The organism is Sphingobacterium bovisgrunnientis (assembly GCF_009829085.1).
In the GTDB taxonomy this organism is placed as follows: domain Bacteria; phylum Bacteroidota; class Bacteroidia; order Sphingobacteriales; family Sphingobacteriaceae; genus Sphingobacterium; species Sphingobacterium bovisgrunnientis.
The window spans coordinates 23337-45997 of record NZ_WUQY01000014.1 but is presented as its reverse complement, the minus strand read 5'-3'; the positions used below and the strand labels follow the sequence as shown (position 1 = coordinate 45997).

General features: G+C 35.9%; 13 protein-coding genes. 7 read left to right on the top strand and 6 right to left on the bottom strand.

Features of this window, described 5'->3' with window-relative positions; translation table 11 throughout:
- Positions 1-12: 12 nt before the first annotated feature.
- From GOQ16_RS08655 to GOQ16_RS08645, 3 genes are read right to left on the bottom strand one after another with little or no spacing between them, the layout of a single operon-like run.
- Positions 13-2493, bottom strand: a complete 2481-nt coding sequence (locus tag GOQ16_RS08655; protein WP_160068917.1) for a glutaminase family protein — start codon at positions 2491-2493, stop codon at positions 13-15.
- A 36-nt stretch (positions 2494-2529) separates the two neighbouring features.
- Positions 2530-4362 carry a glycoside hydrolase family 2 protein gene (locus tag GOQ16_RS08650; RefSeq protein ID WP_160068916.1) on the bottom strand — a complete coding sequence of 611 codons (1833 nt, stop codon included), beginning with the start codon at positions 4360-4362 and terminating at the stop codon, positions 2530-2532.
- 29 nt (positions 4363-4391) lie between these two features.
- Positions 4392-6437, bottom strand: coding sequence for a beta-L-arabinofuranosidase domain-containing protein (locus tag GOQ16_RS08645; protein ID WP_160068915.1), 2046 nt, complete (start codon positions 6435-6437; stop codon positions 4392-4394).
- Between the two features lie 227 nt (positions 6438-6664).
- Here GOQ16_RS08645 and GOQ16_RS08640 point away from each other — a divergent pair, with 227 nt between their 5' ends.
- Both GOQ16_RS08640 and GOQ16_RS08635 read left to right on the top strand, forming a co-directional pair.
- Positions 6665-9805 (top strand): ligand-binding sensor domain-containing protein, encoded by a 3141-nt coding sequence (locus GOQ16_RS08640; protein ID WP_160068914.1) that lies wholly within the window; start codon positions 6665-6667, stop codon positions 9803-9805.
- Between the two features lie 3 nt (positions 9806-9808).
- Positions 9809-10594 carry a response regulator transcription factor gene (locus GOQ16_RS08635; RefSeq protein ID WP_160068913.1) on the top strand — a complete coding sequence of 262 codons (786 nt, stop codon included), beginning with the start codon at positions 9809-9811 and terminating at the stop codon, positions 10592-10594.
- A 16-nt stretch (positions 10595-10610) separates the two neighbouring features.
- On the opposite strand, the gene GOQ16_RS08630 is transcribed toward GOQ16_RS08635, so the two are convergent.
- Positions 10611-12047 carry a glycoside hydrolase family 76 protein gene (locus GOQ16_RS08630; RefSeq protein WP_204987456.1) on the bottom strand — a complete coding sequence of 479 codons (1437 nt, stop codon included), beginning with the start codon at positions 12045-12047 and terminating at the stop codon, positions 10611-10613.
- 374 nt (positions 12048-12421) lie between these two features.
- Here GOQ16_RS08630 and GOQ16_RS08625 point away from each other — a divergent pair, with 374 nt between their 5' ends.
- The 4 genes from GOQ16_RS08625 to GOQ16_RS08610 are packed head-to-tail and all read left to right on the top strand — an operon-like array spanning position 12422 to position 20108.
- Entirely contained in the window at positions 12422-13867 is a 1446-nt protein-coding gene (locus tag GOQ16_RS08625) for an IPT/TIG domain-containing protein (RefSeq protein WP_192922518.1), read from the top strand.
- Positions 13868-13927: 60 nt separating this feature from the next.
- Positions 13928-17050, top strand: coding sequence for a SusC/RagA family TonB-linked outer membrane protein (locus GOQ16_RS08620; protein ID WP_160068912.1), 3123 nt, complete (start codon positions 13928-13930; stop codon positions 17048-17050).
- An 11-nt stretch (positions 17051-17061) separates the two neighbouring features.
- A complete protein-coding gene (locus GOQ16_RS08615) occupies positions 17062-19113 on the top strand; it encodes a RagB/SusD family nutrient uptake outer membrane protein (RefSeq protein WP_160068911.1) in 2052 nt (683 codons plus the stop codon).
- An 11-nt stretch (positions 19114-19124) separates the two neighbouring features.
- The gene (locus GOQ16_RS08610) at positions 19125-20108 is read left to right on the top strand and encodes a DUF4973 domain-containing protein (RefSeq protein WP_160068910.1); all 984 of its coding nucleotides are present in this window, start codon (positions 19125-19127) and stop codon (positions 20106-20108) included.
- A gap of 70 nt (positions 20109-20178) precedes the next feature.
- On the opposite strand, the gene GOQ16_RS08605 is transcribed toward GOQ16_RS08610, so the two are convergent.
- Both GOQ16_RS08605 and GOQ16_RS08600 read right to left on the bottom strand, forming a co-directional pair.
- A complete protein-coding gene (locus GOQ16_RS08605; RefSeq protein ID WP_160068909.1) occupies positions 20179-20520 on the bottom strand; it encodes a DUF3467 domain-containing protein in 342 nt (113 codons plus the stop codon).
- Between the two features lie 24 nt (positions 20521-20544).
- Positions 20545-21660, bottom strand: coding sequence for a M42 family metallopeptidase (locus tag GOQ16_RS08600; RefSeq protein ID WP_160068908.1), 1116 nt, complete (start codon positions 21658-21660; stop codon positions 20545-20547).
- A 126-nt stretch (positions 21661-21786) separates the two neighbouring features.
- On the opposite strand from GOQ16_RS08600, the gene lgt reads away from it, so the two are divergent.
- Positions 21787-22623 (top strand): prolipoprotein diacylglyceryl transferase, encoded by an 837-nt coding sequence (gene lgt, locus GOQ16_RS08595; RefSeq protein ID WP_160068907.1) that lies wholly within the window; start codon positions 21787-21789, stop codon positions 22621-22623.
- Positions 22624-22661: the final 38 nt, after the last annotated feature.

Here is a 22661-nt window from a genome sequence, read left to right as displayed (position 1 = left end):
GTTATTTTGTAATTATTTCAACTTATTGATTTTTTCTTCTAGCATTTTGATAAAGTATCCACCAACTACTGATCTAGCTTTGAATCCAGAGCGTGTGGGTTTGTCAGTATATACCCAATCTGACATAGGAACACGATCCGTGGTTTCATGCATAAATTTGTATACTGGAGAAATAAATTCTTGAAATGTTGCTTTGTCGTCAGCTAAAGTAGCAGACCACACTATCCAATCTGTCTTTGTATAGGTTCTTCTATTGTCGAGTGGCAAACCATATTGATTTTGTTTGGTCAAATAATAGTTTACTTCTGTTTTGAATATGGATTTGTCAAAAATATTCATGTCTAATAACTTATCCCATACCAAATTGTATTTTTGACTCCATGTACCTGATTTATCAAAAGTCAACTTGTAATGGTCGCCATCAGCAGCCATGTTTTTCCATTTGGAAGCCATGTCTCTTGCTATTCCAATATACTTTTTAGCAACATCAGCCTTTCCAAGCATTTCTGCCAAATAGCCGTATGACGCGATAGCTACAATTGCTTTAACAGATAAGTTCGCATTATGTGCAAAATGCCCAGCGAAGTCATCTGTACACAATTGATTGTCTGGATCTAATCCGTGCTCCACTAGATAATCCTTCCAAGTCGTGAGCACATCCCAATGCTTTGCTGCGTAATTAGCATTCTTCTCCATGCGAGCAATAGCATAGGTCAAAATCAACATATTTCCAGATTCTTCTACAGGCATATCGCCTCCATATGTTTGACCATTACCAATCGGATAGGTGCCTATATCGTGCGCGGCAAATGGCTTGGTCCAACGTTTACTTTCGCTGTAGTAAAAGATATGATTCAACAATCCTTTAGCTAATTCGGGATTATAATACAAATATAAAGGAGCTGAAGGATAAGTTACATCCACAGTTCCTATTGACCCGTTACTGTCATTTTCTTTCGAAAGCAATAACAAATCGCCATTAGGAGCTTGTACCAACTTGTGTGCTGCAATTGATTGACGATAAGCTAATGCAGACAAAGCAGCATATTCACTACCTCCAGTGCGTAATGCAGTATCCCACAATTCAGCATCAAACTTATCACAAGCTGATTTTAGTTTTGAAAACTGTTTGTCTGCTAATTCAAATTGTTTTTCTATAGTACTGTTTTCATTACGATTCCAGTATGGACGCAGGTTTTTACCAAAATATTGGATAGAATAAATATCATCATAACCTAGCATAATTTTATCTGCATACTTGTCTGACACCGAAAAGTTTTGGGTGAGTACTAGTTGGTTTCCATTTTGTGCAGATTGAATTGAAGTACCTTTCAGAAATTGTTCGCGCAGATTGGCTCCGTTTCCTATAGCGGATTTAGTCTTGTTAGCATCTGCTGCAATATAGAAATACCCCCAATCAATTCGGATATGATCTCCTTTTTTGCCTAATACGTCTTGGCTTTTGCTACCAGTTTTTACATACTGCAAATTGCCAGATTTGTATTGCGAGCTTAATGATTCTTGCAATGGCGAGTCAAGCGCCCAATTAGAAGATGCTTCAAAATATAATTGTACATCATGTTTTTTACCATCTCGCGACATAATTTCATAGCTGATATAGTTTACCGGTCTTGAAACCAGTTCTAAGTCCGTCAACAATAAAGGTGCAATGAAAGAGAGCTTCAAATCTATTGGACCACATTCAAACCGATAATGTGTTTGTGTAGCTTGTAAATCAACAGACTTTTGCCTCGCTGCATTTGTAAAAGAGATAGCATTTTTACGTTCTGTAAACATTCCGAAATCAAAATAACCATTAGCTACCCTATTGTAACAATATCCAGCAATTATATTCTTACCTTTTTTTAAAGTTTTAACGACTTCTTCAGACAACTTAACTCTACGATTTTTACCCGTTGCTTGTCCAGTATTGGCCACTTCAATCCCATTCACATACATGATGGCATCATCGTCATGCGTAAATTCGATAAAGACGGGCTTCCCATTCAAGTCTTCCTTCAAAATTACTTCACGTCGTACCCAAATCTTAGGCTCTTGCCAATCAGTTTTTGAATTAGGTTCAGTATCTAAAGTACCATATGGTGCAGCACCTAATTTCCAATTCGTGTCCGAAAAATTGATTTGTGTCCAATCTTTAGAAGGTTCTGTAAAGGTATATTTTGCAGACCATGATTCATGTTCAGCCATTTTTGCTATTGGCTCTAGTTCTATTTCTTCTTTTCCGAGAAAACGGTAAGCTACCCCATCCACTTTAATTACTCCTAAAAGTGGAAAAACTTTGTCCGTCCAATGGCGAACCGCATCATCATACAAATTATCAGTATATGACCAAGCACTTGTATTAGGATCTATTGTGATCAATGGAAATGCTGGTGCGCGCAAATCATTTTTAACCTGTGATTGTTGTGCTATCAGATTGGTAGCACAACAAATCAACAAGGCGAAAAAAGTAATTTTACTTTTTAATTTCATAGTGTGTGTAGATATTAAAACACTTTATTTATAGAATTAGTGTGAATACAATTTACGATGCACCTTATCTAATTCAGCTTCAGAAATCTTAATTACTTTACGATCATATGTCATCAATCCATTAGTTTCAACCTCTACATCCGTAGTTTGTGTGTATACAGCTGCCGACAACCCCATAGGAATAAGTTTATCTAATTTGTAGATCAGTTCTTGATATCTTTTAAGTAACTCCTCCTTACTTTTAAAGCTTTGATAACCCCAATTGTCTTTTTGCTGCCAAGTATGGCCATCAACGGGTAATCCCAATCCTCCAAATTCACCTAGAGCCAATATAAATTCTGAACCAAAAACTGCTGGGTCTGGACTCGCTGCGTCAGGATAGTTGTGTATATCCAAGATATGTCCAGTATACATGAAGTTACCTCCACTTGCACTATTTGTTAGTCTAGAATCATCAAAAGCCATTGTCCATTCGGTTATTTCTTTTGTTTTAAATTGCCCCCACGCTTCATTGAAAGGCACCCATACGACGATACTTGGATAATTGTGTAATGTTTCCATAATCGTTTTCCATTCTTTGCGGAAATACCCTTCCGACTCAGCTGAACGATTTTTGTCTCTTAGATCACCAGAAATTTTACCAGGTTGCATGTCCCAACTATTCCCACCTAAATCACCACTAGGCATATCTTGCCATACAAGCATTCCGATACTATCACAGTGGCGGTACCAACGTGCTGGCTCTACTTTAATATGTTTACGAATCATGTTAAAGCCCATTTCTTTTGTCTTAATTACATCAAATTTCAGCGCTTCATCTGATGGCGCTGTGTGTAATCCATCCGGCCACCAACCTTGATCCAATGGCCCATATTGAAACACGAACTTGTTATTCAACATCATACGTTGAATTCCATTTTTGTCTTTTTCCATTGAAATTTTGCGCATCGCAAAATAGCTCTTCGTTTTGTCTATTACTTTACCATTGCGAATCAATTGTATATCCAAGTCATACAATTTTGGATTAGAAGGAGACCAAGCTTCGAGGTTTGGAACATGAATATCCACCGTAGTATTTGCATCCAATACTTGTGCCTTGATTTGTTTTTTACCATCCAATACAGCAACCTTTATTTGATCACCTGCTTGACTACCCTCTACATTAGCTTCGAAAGTCAGTTTGCCTACATCAAATTGTGGTGTCTGTTTAGTATTAGCGATATATGTGCTAGGAACACTTTCTAACCAAACTGTCTGCCAAATACCTGTAACAGGTGTATACCAAATACCGTGTGGATTTTTTATTTGCTTTCCACGAGGCTGCGGCCCATCATCCGTTGGATCCCATACACGAATAACAACATCTTGCTTAGCGCCTTTTTTCACAAATTTGGTGATGTCCATAGAGAAGGAGTTAAATCCACCTTCGTGTCTTCCAACCAAACTATTATTGACATACACGTCACATTGCCAATCCACCGCACCAAAATGCAATAGAATATTATCCTTATTTACATTTTTATCAATTGAGATTGTTCTTTGATACCACAATGCTTTATCTTTACCTACCTCTTTTCCAACACCAGATAATGCGGATTCCACAGCAAATGGCACTAGAATATGACCTTCCCAAGTTTCAGGGAAATCTTTTCTATCTGCTGCTGTAATGGCATAATTCCACAAACCATTAAGATTTTGCCAATTATTTTCACGAACCAACATAGGACGTGGATATTCTGGGTGTGGCTGTTGTGCCGTAACTTTTTCTCCCCAAGGAGATAAAATTTTAGAACCAGCAGGTTTCCAATCTTGGGCAAAATTAAGCTGGCTAGCCAGCATGAGACATGCTATAAAAATCTTTCTTTTCATCAAATAAATATTATTAGGTTTATTATATTTTAATTTACTACAGGAAATGCGGAAATACGCAAACGTGCCGCCCCCATTGGTATAAGCTCAACAACTTGTTCCTTGGTATCTACAACAAGCGGACTTAAAGGAAGAACTCCAGTAAGCCCATGCCGATCAATCAACCATTCTTTTAGCTGTTTGGCTTTTATCGTAATAGATATAGGCACTGCATTCGCCTCGAATGGAAAAGAATCTTTCGGCCAGTCTTTCTTAATTACTTTTAAATTTTCTGGACGTTCTAATTCACTTTTTACGACACCATAATTCCAATCGCTACCAGGCACTATTTCATACGAAGGCCATTTTGAGGGATCAGCATCCTCTTGCCACTTTGAATCACCAATAGCTGAAGCCTTACTATCTTTCTCTACATATTCTTCCTTAATTTTTAAAGAATACGTGAGCGGTCCACGCATGATACTAACCGCATTTTTATTCTCTTCCCATACTTTCACGCGTACGGCCATCGGTAATATTAACTCAACTTTGTCTCCACTATTCCACTGACGATCTATCTTGAAATATTTAGCTCCACGTGCAACATTGTATTTTTTGCCATTCACTTTTACTTCCGCTTGATTAGCCCATTCAGGTATACGTAAGTAAAATGGAAATTTTATATTCTTATGTTTGGTATTAATTTCAAAAGCAATAGCTTCCTCAAAAGGGTAGTTGGAGGTTTGTTTAATGTTTACCTCGTCTTTGTTTCCGACTTTCACATCAGCGACTGAAGCTGAATACAATATCGCAGCTACACCATTGTCATTGGTAGCCATATACAAATGCTCTGCATAATAAGGCCAACCTTGGCTATGGTTATGCTGACAACACCGAGAACTGAATGGATTCATCATCAAGAATGGACCACTATTATCAATACCTGGCGCATGATTTTTGCTATCGCTAACAGTCATGTTAGGACTAGTAATATAACGCAAAGCTCTGAAATCAGCTGTTACAGCAGCAGGATATGTATTGAAAGCCACTTCTTCAGCATGATCAGCCCAAAAAGGATCGCCAGTGATACCTAATAAAATTTCATTTGAAGCCATCTGCTCCACCATTCCGCAGGTTTCTACGCCTTGTCGTGGATCGGTATATCCAGGGCGTGCGTTTTCATCAGCACCAAACATACCTCCCGGTACTTGACCGAATACCTCACGCACAAAATGAAAATTATCATATGTCGCTTTTAAATGCTTGATATCATGACTTTTCAGATAATATGTCGCTGGCTCTCTAAAACTCTGCGCCACATTCACATTATGCCAATTTGGTAAATCTCTATGCTTTGTCCAATCAGCCGTATTGCGGTGAATTTTATCAGCCAATTCCATCAGCCATTCATTACCTTCTGTACGATTATACAACCAAAAGATTGATAGTAAATTGTCACCTCCGCGCGGATGTTCCCAATAATCTTTTAGTAAAAAACTATCTGGAAGCTTGTGTTGCCATCTAAAATAATTGGTCATTAATGTCAATACTCTTTCGTCACCGCTGTGTTCGTAGTAAGATTGAAGACACCACAGCATAATCATATTTCCCCAAAGGTCAGGCTTATTATTTCTTAAAATCAATGGACCGAAGTATCCATCTGGTCGTTGACTTTGAATTGCTGCTTCCAACCAGATTTTAGACTCGTCAGTGATTTTTTGATCTTTTAATATATATCCCAAATGGGCATATCCCTTAAGCCAATAGGGCACCTCTTCCCATCCATGATCTCCAGTTCCATCTTTACTCAACCAAGCGTTATTCTTTTTGGATAACCAGGCACTTATTTCTCCCAAATTACCCGTCAAACCATCCTTTTGTAGTTCCAAATATCGTCCCAACCAACCTTCGGGACGTATGTTACCTACTGGAAGTTTGAGTAAAAAATTCTGTTTTAATGGCAATCTATTGTTTATATAATAAGCATTCTTGGAGCCTACAGGCAATTCTTTAACACTCGTAATCGTCTCTTGCTGTGCAGATACTTTGCTCAATCCAAAACCTAATATGAGTGCAAGAAATAAATGCTTTGTCATGGTGTAGATAGATTTTAACTTATTAATAATTGATTAACCCAAATATAGAACGCTTACTTTTAAACAAAACTTCAAATTATCTCAAAATCATATCTTTTTGTATCATTCCTTTGATTATCTGATGGTAAGATAGTGAAATATAAAATGTTTATCTATTTTTAGGGCAATAGGTTATATTTGAAAGTATAACATTCTATCAAATATAAACCAACAAGGCTCGTAAGTTCATGAATAAAATAAGTTCTTGGCTAATCCTTATGTTACTTTTCGTATTGCCCACGCAGCAATATGCGCAGCCTTATTATTTTAATCATTATCAAATAAACGATGGACTTTCTAACAATACTGTCATTTGCAGCATGCAAGATAGTTTTGGGTTTTTGTGGCTTGGAACTAAAGATGGATTGGATAGGTTTGATGGAAATAATTTCAAACATTTTGATATTCGAAATCACGTCCTCAATACTGTTGCAAATAATATCATATCACTAATAGAAGATAATGAAAAAAAAATATGGATAGGTACTGATCAGGGAATCTATATATATAATCCAATACAAGAAACATTCGCTCTTTTAAGTGAAGAGTTTGCCAATGCTGATGTACCCGTGATCAAAAAAGATTCAAAAAATAATATCTGGTTTATAGCTAACCAAAGTCTATATTTTTATAATTATTCAAAAAAAAATACGACAAAAATAAATGTAGATGAAAATAATATCTCCGCATTATTCTGTTCGAAGGAGGATAAATTATATTATGGCACATTCAATGGAAAAATCTGTCTAGTTGAAAAATTCCGTTCAACGATACTTATCGATTTAGAACAAAAACATGGGCCTAAAGATTGGTTTGCTATTCAAAAAATTATTAAAAATGAAAAGGGTAATTTAATATTTGGAACTTCGAAAGCTGGAGTTGGTTCCGTCGCAAAAGATAATACCGTCACTTGGTTATTAGGCATTAAACAGCTAAAACAATATCTGTATGTACGGGATATTCTTCAAATGAATGAGCAAGAATATTGGTTCGCGACTGAATCAGGTTTATTTATATACAATATAGAAACCAAGAAGTTCATCAATATCAAGAAAGCAGAAAATAATCCTTGGGGAATTTCGGATAATGCTATTTATAATATATTGAAGGATAAAGATGGAGGGATTTGGTTAGGCACCTATTTTGGGGGGATAAACTATTATCATAAGAATAATAATCTTATCGAAAAGTTTATGTCGAAAACTCAAGGCGGCAATTTATTAGGCACTGTCGTCCGTGGTATCAATAAAGATAAGAACGGAAATATTTGGTTAGGAACCGAGAATGGAGGTCTTAGTAAACTAAATCCAGTCACTGGTCATATCGAAAATTATAATATTGAAAATGTAGGTCTCTCCGACAACAATATCCACGGACTTCTTCCGTATGAAGACAATATACTCCTTGGAGCTTTTGTATATGGGATGGATATTTTTAATACCCAATCCAAAAAAGTTATCTATCACACAGAATACGACGCTAATTCAACTTCCTCGCTAAAAAGCAACTTTCTATACGACATCAAAAAAAGTAAATCTGGTGAAATTTTAATTGCTACTACACGAGGGCATTATACGTTTGATATTACAAACAAATCATTCAGTCCTATCACTAAGGTCCCCACAGAAATGTCCTACACTACCCTATTAGAAGATAGTAAAGGTTACATCTGGTTAGGCACTTGGAGAAACGGGTTGTACATGTATCATCCCCGCAGAAATATTATAAAGCATTTTGCCCACGAACCTAATAATCCGAATTCACTCCCGAATAACAAAGTAAACTCCATATTTGAAGATTCAAATGGAAAAATATGGATAGCAACAGAAGGCGGGTTGGGAAAAATTATTCCGAATAAAAACATTCAATTTGATTTTCAGAATCCTGATATTAAACTTCCTAGTAAGATTGTATTTGCTGTTTTACAAGATAAGAATAAAAATATTTGGATTACAACTTCTAAAGGTTTGATTCGATATAATCAAGTTACGAATAACACACGGTTATTCAACATAGAGTCTGGATTACCATCAATTCAATTCAATTACAATTCATCCTATGATGATGGAACAGGAAAGTTCTATTTTGGAACTATCAATGGAATGATTCGATTTGAACCCGAAAAGCTAAATCAGATAAAATACAATTCTAATACGCCTATTTATATCACCAGATTAACTGTTAATAATAAAGAAATAAATCAAAACGACGCAGATTCCGTTTTGAAAAAATCCATCTTATTTACAGATGAAATAATTCTCAAATACAATGAGTCCTCTTTCATTTTGGACTTCACAGCGCTACTATATGATTCCCCACATGCAATTAAATATAGCTATAAATTGGACGGTGTTAATAAAGACTGGGTAACAACTAATGGCACCACGAGCGCACATTTTACCAAACTCTTACCTGGTAATTATGATTTCATCGTCAAAGCAGAAGATCCAAATGGAATACCTTTCTCAAGTGAACGCAAACTAAGAATTAAAATCTTACCGCCAATATGGGCGAGTATCCCCGCATTTGTCTTATATTTCGTTATTATTATTTGCCTCATATTGTTCATAGCCTATCATTTCAATGAGCGCATAAAACAAAAGAATAAAGAACATCTATTGACCATACAAAATCTCCGCGAACAAGAACTTTATCAATCTAAAATAGATTTTTATACAGATGTGGTTCATGAGATTCGTACCCCATTGACTCTTATTAAAGCTCCTTTGGAAAAATTGATTGATAAAATTCCATCAAACCCAATTACAGATAAACTGCTAAAGAATATTCAAAACAATACTGAACGTCTTATTTCGTTGAGCAATCAACTTTTAGATTTCAGAAAAGTAGAAACTAAAGGATTCAAATTTCATTTTGAATTGAAGGACATCAGTGCATCTACACAGGAATTTGTAGATAATTACAAGGTGACTTTAGACTCACAACATAAGAAATTAAGTAGTCATATAGAGCCTAATATTACGTGTGATATTGATCTCGAAGCCTATGAGATTATATGCAACAACCTACTGAACAACGCATTAAAGTATTCTTACAAAACAATTAAAGTGAATTTACAAAGAGATTCTGTTAATAGTGCATTAATACTTTCTATTAAAAATGATGGGATTCTGATCAAGGAAGTAGATAGAGAATATATATTTGAACCTTTTAACCGACTGAAACACAGCAAGAGCATTCCAGGTAGCGGGCTTGGGCTATCATTGGCGCAATCGCTCGCCATCAAACTAAATGGCATCATCAGTTATACTATAGATAACGAAAATCTTAATACCTTTACTTTGCGACTACCTTTAAACCAAACTTAGTTTATGAATGCTAAAGCTAACCTATTACTCATTGACGATCATGCTGAATTGCTTGAATTCATAGCAGATGATTTGATGGAGGTCTACCATATCACCAAAGCCACTAATGGTTTGGAAGCGTATGCATTATTTGAGCAAGAAAATTTTGATCTCATTATTAGCGATATTATGATGCCTGACATGGATGGATTCGAGTTTTGCGCGAAGGTTAAAGGAAATATAAATTTAGCACACATTCCTATTATTCTTTTGACAGCTAAAAATACAATTGAATCCAAAATAAAAGGCCTTGAATATGGTGCCGATGCTTATGTTGAAAAACCATTTTCGTTAGCTTTTTTACGGGCACAAATAACAAGTTTGCTAAACAATAGAACACGAGTACGGGAATTCTTTTTTAAAAATCCAACCTCACAAATACAACAAATTGGGCAGAACCAAAGCGATAAGGAGTTTTTGATAAAAATAGAAGAAATAATTATTCAAAATATTGACAATCCACAGTTTAATGTAGATAAAATGGCAGACATCCTGTGTATGAGTAGACCAACACTGTATAGAAAAATAAATATGGTCTCAAGTCTATCGCCCAATGAACTGATTAATTTAACCAGGCTGCGTAGATCAGCTGAACTATTAGCTCAAGGAAAACTTAAAATATATGAGATTTCTAATCTCCTAGGCTATAGCTCTGCACAACATTTTTCACGAAATTTTCAAAAACAATTTGGGATAAGTCCAAGTGAATTTCAAAATAAACAAAATAACAAGGACATCCCAGAAATCTAGGATATCCCTATTGAATTTAATTTTTTAGCTGAATCATGTGATCAAATAATGCCCACTGTGTAGCAAATGAAAAAACAAACATTCCTTCAATATCATTTTTCGATTTGTCCTTGTTCCATCCACCTAATAAATCTGTTGGTAGCAATCCATTATAAAGGAATTTTGAATGTGCATATTCCAGATTATTTTTAAATGACTTAATATATTGATGTGCTGATTTATCAACGCGTGCGTAATCCATATAACCTCTTAAAAGAACTGTATTAAACCAATTACTAAAGCCATCATATGGAAATGTATAATAATTTTGTACTTGTTCATCTAGTTTAGCGAACGAAGTAAAACTAGCTAGAGCCAGTTTTTTTGCATCTTCTATATAATCTTTACGTTTGGTGACACGATATAAATCCGCTGCACCAGAGAGCATTGTACCCGCATTATAAGTATAGGATCTACCTATAGGTTTTAATAATTTAGTATGTGCTCTGTATTTTACACCATTTATTTCTTCATACACAATAGAACAATCTGGCGTACAATCTCCCATCATGTCGTCATATACTCCCCTTGTATTTAATAGATTACGTTTTTGCCAATCATAAACTTTCTTCGCAAAATCCAGATAATAATTCTCCTTGGCTACTAATTTTGACTTGCGCGTTTTTTGATCTTTTGTATCTATATAATTATGCGTGATTTTATCTTTTTTGCCTTTATAAATTTCATGAAGCCACACTAATGGACTCACCATAGGTCCATTGCTACACGCATGCTTTGTAACATATCCTGGTCCCCAAGGTATACCGCCATGTTCATTTCCATTTGCATCGAGTGTAGCATCCCATCCGTCTAATACATAGGCTGTCAAGTATTCAGCTTTCTCCAGGTATTTATCATTTTTTGTCAAATGATAAGAGTCTAATAACTCGCGAACTAACCACATCTGATCGTCATAGACATTATAAATTCCTGTTACTCTTGCCTCACCTTTTTTATTTACTCTATCGACAGCATATACACTCCATGTATTGGTTTGAGTGAATGATGTAAGTTCAAAAGTTCCTAAATAATAATCGGCATTGTCGTACAATTTTTCTAATAACTTTTCATACTTCTTTATAGCTTGGATATCCTGTTGTTTAACGTGCTTAAGCGATTTTAAAACTGTATTAACAGACTCTATAGCAGTAGTATACATCCAAACACTAGCCTTTTCATCAGTTCGATTCATTGTATATGGATTATAGAATCTATACATAGTAGAAGAATCTGGGGTAAAGTAATATTTCATCGCATTATCAATTAAATTCATGCTCCTTTGCACATCCTCTCTCGCTACTTTATGAATATTTCTCGAAATAGCAGATGCATTTACATGCATATATATTGTGTTACATACTATAACAACAAAAGAACACGCGTACGATAAATAACGGAATTGGAAAATTTTCATTCTTGTCTATAATTAGTTTTTTAATTTCAGAGGTCTTTACTTAAATAATAAGTGGCTATTATCCAAGCTTTTTGAAAGTTATAAATTAAAACCGCTATTGTAAAATATATGAGACAAATTGAATATTTAATGAGATAAATTGACATCCGATGGATTTTTTTATCAACTAACTTTGAGTAATCAATTATAAAATAAATCATTCGCAATATTTAGAAAATCGTTTTAGCAATATTCATCAATATTAAATAAAACTATAATAAGGTGAAATTAATGCTAGAAGCATATACATTATTTTGATCATATATGCATTAAATGTTGCTATAAGCAAAAGATAACATCTGCCTAAAATAATATTAACAGCCAACTAATCGCTTATGAGAAATAAACTTACATTAAGCTCAAACCTACGCCTACAGTATTTGTTATGGATGATTCCAACAATATTTTTAGGAATATGGTCGTGTAAATCGGATGAAAAAACAATAGATTCCACTTTGCCTTTTGATCCAAAACAACCCGTAGTTGTTTCGGATTTTCAACCTAAGACTGGAGGAGCTGGTCAACGTCTGGTTATTTATGGAAAAAACTTTGGGAATGACCCATCTATCATTTCTGTAATAATTGGCGGTCAATCTGCTATTGTTATCAGTGCTCAAGGAGAATCCATCTATTGTTTAGTGCCTACAAAAGCCTACGAAGGAGATATAGAAGTTCGTGTTGGTGAAGAACAATTGCCAATAATCGGAAAGGCAAATGAAAAGTTTCTTTATCAGCGAAAAATGATTGTGTCTACCGTTATAGGGTATAGAAATGAACGTGGAGACGAGCCGTGGAGGGATGGAAAATTCAAAGATCCAGACCAAAATAAAATGGCGAGTGGATTCTGGGAACCCTCACACATGAAATTTGATCCTAAAAATCCAAAACATTTGTATGTTACTTTTGATAATAATAATGGATTATACCTACTCAATTTTCAGGATAGCGTAGTTACTAAAATAAGGTCCAATTTCAACAGACCACGTAGTGTAGATTTCACGGCTGAAGGGGATCACATGATCATTTCAGAAGACCGAGGAGGAGAAAATGATGGGGCTACCACACTATTATCTCGTGCTAGAAATTTCTTGGATACTGAAATATTAACGCGTTATCGTCAATGCAACGGTGCTACTGTACACCCCATTAATGGAGAAATGTATTTTAACAGTTATGAAAAAGGTCAATTTTTCAGATTTGACATGAATAAATATTTTTCTCAAGGATTGGGACAAAAAGACTATGAAACATTATTTTTTGTGCATGATCCCCAGTGGGAATTTAAAACATTTATACATCCTACAGGTAACTATGCTTATATCGTTGTTATTAATCAACATTACATCCTACGTATAGATTACAATTGGGAAAAGAAACAATTTAATCAGCCTTATTTAGTCTGTGGACAATTAAGAGCTGCAGGCTATAATGACGGTATTGGTGCGACTGTAAGACTTAATGAACCATATCAAGGTGTTTTCGTTAAAAATGAAGACTACGCTGCAGCGGGCAAGCCGGATGAATACGATTTCTATTTTACAGATCAGATGAATCACGCTATTCGTAAGCTAACACCAGAAGGTATAGTGTCTACTTTTGCTGGACGAGGAAGTTCAAGCCTGAATGCTAACCCCTGGGGCTATGTCGATGGAGACTTGAGATTAGAGGCGCGTTTTGACAGACCTACCGGAATCGCATACAATGAAACTGAAAAAGCATTTTATATTGGTGATCGTGCGAACAGACGCTTCAGAAAGATTGCTTTGGAAGGTGATAATTAGTCTAACCAAATAGTATTGTAATAATCAACAAAATCACAACCTTAGTAATAGAATGGAATTATGAATAAATTCTTACTAACCTGTATTTTACTTCTTAGCGTCATCAATTTGTCGCTAGCGCAGGAAATAGTTGAAGTAACGGGTATTGTACTCGATGCACAGAAAAATCCATTACCCGGTATAAGTGTCCATGTATTAGACGCTCCTGGTCTTGGTACGATCACAGATAATAAAGGTGTCTATAAAATTAAAGCCGAACGTTATAAAAAATTAGTTTTTAGATCTGTAGGATTTCAGACTCAAGAAGTAGTTATCAAAGAAGATTTAACACTGAATATAACATTAGTAGAAAAAGAGTCCAGCGTATTAGAGGAAGTTGTAGTTACGGGTACAGGCAATCAAACGAAACTTACGCTCACCGGTGCGGTGACTACAGTGAACGTAGATGATTTAAAATCAAATCCTACATCCAGTCTTTCTAATGCTTTAGCAGGTAATGTCGCTGGTGTCATGGCTATGATGCAGTCTGGTCAACCGGGTAGAAATATTTCTGAATTCTGGATTCGTGGTATTTCTACGTTTGGAGGTGGTTCATCCGCATTAGTACTAGTAGACAATATCGAACGTAATATCAATGACATCAATATAGAAGATATTGAATCGTTCTCTGTTTTGAAAGATGCTGCTGTAACTGCTATATACGGTTCAAGAGGCGCAAATGGTGTTATCTTAATTACTACAAAGCGTGGGAAAGAAGGTAAAATAAACATCAATTTCAAAAACGAAACAATTTATAATACGAGGACAATTACCCCAGAATTTGAGGATGGGTTTACCTATGCTAACCTTTTGAATGAGGCAAGAATCACACGAAATTTCGAACCTGTCTATCAGCCAGAAGAATTAGAAATATTACGATTAGGTCTTGATCCTGACCTCTATCCCAATGTTGATTGGCAAGCTAAGCTTTTGAATGATGGTGCTATGACACACCGTGCAAATTTAAATATGAGTGGTGGTGGCTCAACAGCACGCTACTTTGTGTCAGGAAGCTACGTCGACGAGGGTGGTATGTATAAAATCGATGAAAGTTTGAAAAAAGATTACAATACCAATGCCAATTACAAACGATGGAACTACCGACTAAATACGGATATGAATGTCACGAGCTCGACAATTCTAAAAGTCGGAGTTGCAGGATCATTAGGCTTGCGCAATAGTCCTGGTATTGGTGACATTGATTTTTGGGGGTCGCTATTCGGATACTCTCCTATTAGTATGCCTATTACGTATTCCAATGGACGTATACCAGCAGTTGGTGAAGGTAATAGAACAAATCCATGGGTAATGGCTACACAAACGGGCTATAATGAAAACTGGACGAATAATATCCAGATTAATGTAACTGCTGAACAAAATTTAGATTTTATCACACAAGGACTACGCGGTCGTGGAATTTTTGGATACGATACACATAACAATAATAATATAAGAAGAATCAAATGGCCCGAGCAATGGCGTGCAGATAGAGCACGTAATGTCAACAATGGAGAAATCATTTATTATAAAGTATCTGATCCAAGGGAAATGACACAATTAGGCTCAGGATATGGCAATAGAAGAGAATTTTTAGACTTTATGTTTAACTATGATCGTGGTTTCGATGGACACAATATCGGTGCTGTTGCAAGATTTACACGCGATGCACTTGTAGAGACAGTAAATTATGAAAGTGTGTTAGAAAATGGGGTGGTCGTAAACAGGAATTATAGTAATGATATTAAGAATGGTTTAGCACGCAAAAATGAAGCGTTAGCTGGTCGAGTGACATACAATTATCGAAACCGCTATTTCACAGATTTCAATTTTGGATACACGGGTTCTGAAAACTTTGCTAGAGGCAATCAATATGGTTTCTTTCCTGCCGTTTCTTTTGCATGGAATATTTCGGAAGAAAAAATATTCAAAGAAAACACTGAATGGATGAATTTGCTTAAAGTAAGATTTTCATATGGTAGAACAGGAAATGACCAATTAATGAATAGAGAACGTTTTCCATATTTATACGATATCGGAGGAGCTGGAGGCTATCAATGGGCAGATTTTGGTTCAACCAGAAGTTTTGGAGGATTGCGGTATTCTCAAGTGGCTTCACCTTATGTATCATGGGAAGTCTCATTGAAGCAAAACCTTGGATTTGACATCAACTTATTTAACAATAAATTCGAAAGCTCCATAGAACTATTTGATGAAGAACGAACTGGCATTTATATGCCTAGAAACTTTCTTCCAGAGATTGTAGGATTAGAAAGTATACCTAGGGCAAACGTTGGAGCGGTGAGTTCAAAAGGATTTGAAGGAAGATTTAGTTATAAACAAAAAATAGGTGAAGTAAATGTTACCGCTAGAGGAAATATTACCTACAGCAAAAACAAAATATTAGAAAGAGACGAAGAGAACAATGTCTATCCCTACCAAAATTCAGAAGGTTTTCGCGTTGATCAAGCCAAAGGTTTAATTGCATTGGGATTATTTAAGGATTACGACGATATCAGAAATAGTCCTACCCAGACTTTTGGGGCATATCAACCTGGAGATATAAAATATAAAGATGTAAATGGAGATGGTATTATTGACAATGGTGATATCGTAGCAATTGGCGCAACCAGAAGACCAAATCTAATCTACGGATTAGGTTCTTCCTTCCAATGGAAAGGAATAGACATTAATATGCATATCCAAGGAGCTGGAAAATCTACGTTTTCTACGTATGGCAAAACAGTTTATGCATTTAGCGAAGGAGAATGGGGTCAAGTGATGAAAGGTGTCATGGGGGATAATCGTTGGATTTCGGCAGATATTTCTGGAGATCCATCCACAGAGGATCCTAATGCTTCCTACCCAAGATTGAGCTTTGGAGCATTCCCAAACAATTTTAGAGAATCTACATTTTGGTTACGAAATGGTCAATACTTGAGGCTTAAAAATATTGATATTGGCTTTTCTTTACCTCAGAGTGTTACAAATAGAATCAAGACCAATAATATTAGATTGTTCTTAGCTGGCCACAATTTGATGACTTGGTCTAATTTCAAACTTTGGGATCCAGAATTAGCGACGCCTCGAGGTGAGGATTATCCCCTACCTAAATCTGTGACTTTCGGTATTAATATTAATCTGTAAAAGTAAAAGCAATGCGAAAATATATATATTATTTGCCAATACTGGTCGTATTAGTCGGTATTAGTTCTTGTCGAAAAGGCTATTTAGAATCTGACGCTCTATTCAAAGATAGAATGACGATGGAAAAAGTCTTTGAAAGTAAAAATTATTCTGAAGAATGGCTAGCCCACATATTCGAAGAATTCAAAGGTATCAATGCAGATGTTGCAAGTAAAGGTTTGACGCCGCACAATTTTTCGGATGATATGTACTATGGTGATAGGGACAGAGATTATGATCCATCTAAAAATGAACTATCGTACAATATGTTCAAAATGGGACAATATTCAGAAAATGACAAGCAAGGAACTTGGACACAATCGTATCGCGGAATAAGAAATGCCACCACGTTTATTCATAATATTCATGTAAATAAAGAAATGTCTGCAGATGAAATCGAAGACTATCGGGGACAAGCGAGATTTGCGCGAGCATATTTATATTGGTTGCTGCTTCGCAAATATGGACCTATTCCTTTACTTCCGGATGATGGGCTAGATTATACAGACAGTTATGATGATTTAGCAACACCTAGAAGTACTTACGAAGAATGTGCGGAATACATCAGCACTGAAATGCTACAAGCAGCAAAAGAAATGGAAAAATTAGGTGTTGGACGAGGACAAGATGCTTCTGCACGTCCTACAGTTGGTGCGGCATTAGCAACACGTGCCAAAGCATTATTATATGCAGCAAGTCCGATGGCTAATGGTAATAACACTGCTTTTGCAGCAAAACTAATAGATCACACCGGAAAGAGATTATTGTCAGCTGATTATCAAGAAGCAAAGTGGGCTAAAGCTGCTGCGGCCGCGCGCGACGTAATGGAACTTGGTGTTTATAACTTGTATACTGTACCTGTGCAATTGACTGGCAATGATGCAACTATAGTTCCACCAAATGATGGCAATTTCGCAACTAAAAATTGGCCTTTGGGCTGGGCAAATATAGACCCTGCGAAATCCTATGCGCAGGTATTCGATGGTACACTCGTCGCATCTGGTAATCCCGAAATAATATTTACAAGAGGAAATAATCAAGGTTCTGAAGATATAAGAGCAATGGTAGCGCATTCCCTACCGAGGTCTGCTACCGGTTGGAATACGCATGGTCTTACGCAAAAATTAGTAGATGCCTATTCTATGAATGACGGTTCCGATATTCCTGGGAAGGATAAAGAAATCGGACGTGGTAATGGCTCTAACCGCTTAACAGGTTACGTCAGTGCGGATGATGTTTCAGCACGACGTTATCGTCCTTTACTCGCGGGAGTTTCCTTACAATATGCAAATAGAGAACCTCGATTCTATGCTTCGGTAGCATTTAATGGCAGTTTCTGGACGCTATTAAATGAGTCACAAGAGCGTAATCGCAACCAACAAGTGTTTTATTATCGTGAAGATAACAGAGGAAATGGATTCAACTCTTCAAACGCTTATTGGTTACGGACTGGTTTTGGGATTAAAAAATATGTGCATCACAGTGATACTTACGAGGGCGGAAACGCAGATCGCATAATTAATAAAACAGAACCAGCTATCCGTTATGCAGATATTCTATTGATGTATGCCGAAGCATTGAACGAATTAGACGGGTCGCATACAATTCCATCATGGAAAGGTACGACTTATTCCTTATCTCGGGATATCTCTGAAATGCAGAAAGGTATTCATCCAGTACGCATTCGGGCGGGAGTACCAGATTACGCGTCTGCAATTTATTCAAACAAAGATGAATTAAGAAAAAAATTGAAAAGAGAAAGATTTATTGAATTAGTAGCAGAAGGTCAACGTTATTATGATTTGCGTCGTTGGTTAGATGCAGCAGAAGAAGAATCATTACCAGTATATGGTTGCAATATATTGATGAATGCAGGAAATAGAGATTTATTTCATACGCCTGTAGCTACATGGGTCTTAAAAAATACTTTTGCGGATAAGATGTGGTTTTGGCCAATTAAGCATTCGGAGTTGAAGAGAAACAAAAAACTTACTCAAAATCCAGGCTGGACGTATAACGATTAGAAGTATATCTCATGAAAAAGAATTATATAAAATATTTAGTAATGGCATTATTGTTTGCTAATATTTCATGCAATGATGAATGGAAGGATGAACAATACGAAAATTTCATTTCATTCAAAGCACCTCTAAGCACGCAAAGTGGTGTGTCAGACATTTATGTGCGCTATCGTGATAACGAAAAAACAAGTTTTAAACTGCCCGTAATAGTAAGTGGATCTAACACAAACTCACAGAATATTTCTGTTAAAATTGATGTTGATCGTGATAGTTTGGACATTCTTAATTATGAGAGATTTCAGAATAGAACTGATTTCTACTACAGAATGTTGCCAAATGAATATTTCAGTTTCAATCAGACACTTGATATTAAATCAGGTGAAGATGTTGGGCTTTTAAATATTGATTTTACGTTGAAAAATATAAATTTAGTTGAAAAGTGGGTCCTACCACTCACTATTGTCGAAGGTTCTTCTTCGTATATCCCACATCCGCGCAAGCATTACAAAAAAGCATTGTTAAGGATAAATCCATTTAACAATTTCTCTGGTACATATGGAGGTACTGCATTGAGAACTTTTATGGATGGAGCGGAAAATGAAACTTCGATTGTGAAGAGTGAAATTAAGAGTTACGTTGTTGATGAAAATACAATTTTCTTTTATGCGGGAGCTATTGATGAAGAAAGACAAGACAGACAAAATTATAAAATATATGCACGCTTCAATGATAGTGGCGGTGTACAATTATATGCGGATAATCCACTGTTAAACTTTAGAGTTAATAAGGATTTGAGTTATACGGTTAGTCAAATGATTGAGCCAAACTATCCTTATTTATTAAGAAAAACTATTACAATTAATAATATTGATTACAATTTCACGGATTATACGATGATACCTAATATTAACATTCAATATGTTGTAAAAGGTACATTAAGTCTTCAACGTGTTTTGAATACACAGATTCCAGATGAGGATCAAGCCATCCAATGGTAAAGCTTTAATAGTTTAGTATGTTGATTTAATTATAAAGCCCTATCGGAATTTTTGATAGGGCTTAAATTTTTTATGCTTCGCCTTTAGGATGCAAATCCAATGGATAAGGAAAATCTTTAGACACGGGCTCTGCTTGTTGATTTTGAGCTGCAGCTTTCAACTGCGCTTCGAAACGCACCAAATTATCTTGCAAAGCACCTAACAAACGTGCAGCGTGTTCTGGTGTTAAGATAATTCTAGACTTCACTTTTGCCTTAGGAACACCTGGCATCACACGAATAAAATCTAATACAAATTCTGTATTAGAATGTGTAATAATCGCTAAGTTAGAATAAATTCCTTCAGCTGTTTCTTCTGATAATTCTATACTTAATTCGTTGTTTTCTGGATTGTTTTGATTTTTATCACTCATCTCTATTCTATTTTTAAATCTTATTTATTTCGTAAAACTTCTAAAATCTTGTCCATCTTCGATTGTCAACAATGTCTCGTAGATCAAACGAATCACATTATCTACATCTTCTTTATGCACCATTTCTACCGTGGTATGCATATAACGCAAAGGTAATGAAATCAATGCAGAAGGTACTCCCCCATTTGAATAAGCAAATGCATCAGTATCTGTCCCAGTAAATCTTGAGGAAGCTTGACGTTGGAATGGGATATCGTTCTTTTGTGCTACGTCTATCAATTGACGATTCAAGTTGATTTGTACAGCTGGTGCATAAGATACTACAGGACCTTTACCACAAGCTAAATCTCCTTGCGTAATCTTGTTGATCATCGGTGTTTGCGTATCGTGCGTTACATCCGTTACGATAGCTACATTAGGCTTTATCCAATCCGCAATCATTTCAGCACCTCGAAGCCCAATTTCTTCTTGTACAGAATTCACAATGTACAAGCCGAAAGGTAACTTCTGCTTATTCTCTTTTAATAAACGTGCGACCTCAGCAATCATAAATCCACCTGCGCGATTGTCCAAAGCACGACCTACATAATAACGATCATTCAAGATCATGAATTCGTCTTCATATGTGACTACAGAACCTACGTGAATTCCTAGAGCTTCTACCTCTTCTTTCGATGTACAACCACAGTCCAAAAAGATATTCTTTAGATTCGGTGATTCTTCTTTCTCACCTGAACGTGTATGTATTGCTGGCCATCCGAAAACAGCTTTTACCATACCATTTTCCGTATGGATATTTACACGCTTAGAAGGTGCGATTTGATGGTCAGAACCACCATTACGAATCACATAGATTAAACCATCTTTGGTAATGTAGTTTACAAACCACGAAATCTCATCGGCGTGCGCTTCGATTACGACTTTATATTTTGCTTTTGGATTGATTATCCCTACTGCAGTACCATAGTTATCAATATATGTTTCATCCACAAAAGGTTTCAAATAATCCAACCAAAGGCGTTGACCTTCCCATTCAAATCCCGTTGGCGAGGGATTGTTTATATATTTTTCAAAGAATTTTACCGACTCTTTGGTTACGACAGGTTGATGTTTTACTTCTTTACTACTCTTCTTTGCCATGTCTACTATTTGTTTTCGTACAAAATAAAAAATAATTATTCTATTCCAAAAAATAAACAGATTCTTATTTGACAATAACATTTAAATGATTTTTAGTTTTATATTTACAGCTTTAAACAATCATTTATGGATTTTATTTATAATGTTATTCACTGGTCTGGTGCTGAAAATATTTTCACTATTGGATCTTTTGGAATCCGTTATTATTCGATGTGCTGGTTGCTGGCATTTGTTGTTTCCTACATCTTGATGTTGCAAGTTTTTAAGAAAGAAGGCAAGACACAGGATGACTTAGATAAATTAACAATTTATATATTTTTGGGCACAATTTTAGGCGCTAGAATTGGTCATTGTCTATTCTATGAATTTGATTATTATAGCCAAAATCCTCTGGAAATACTTTTACCATTTAGTAAACGTTCAGGAAGCTGGGAGTTTACAGGATTTGCAGGATTAGCTTCGCACGGAGGAGCAATCGGTATTTTGACTGCACTATATTTATACGCTAAGAAAACGAAAACCAATTTTGTATGGATAGCCGACAGATTGGTATTGGTAGTCCCTATTGCGGGAGCTTTTATTCGTATCGGAAATTTCTTCAATTCAGAAATCATTGGTAAAGCAGCTGACGCAAGTCTTCCTTGGGCAGTTGTATTTACACAGATAGACACTGTACCACGTCACCCAGGTCAACTTTATGAAGCTGTAGGCTATATAATCTTATTTTTCATTCTTTGGGCGATATACAAGAAAAACCAGAACCCAAAGCAAGGATTGTTATTTGGCATATTCCTTGTATGTTTGTTTAGTATCCGATTCTTTGTTGAGTTTTTCAAAGAGAATCAAGAAGCATTCGAGGACAGTATGTTCATTAATATGGGGCAATTGCTGAGCATACCATTTATACTCGCTGGACTTTATTTAATATTTAGACCAGCCACCACTGTAAAAAGCAAGAAATAACACAGCATACGAAGCCTCTTAAATAAATAAGAGGCTTT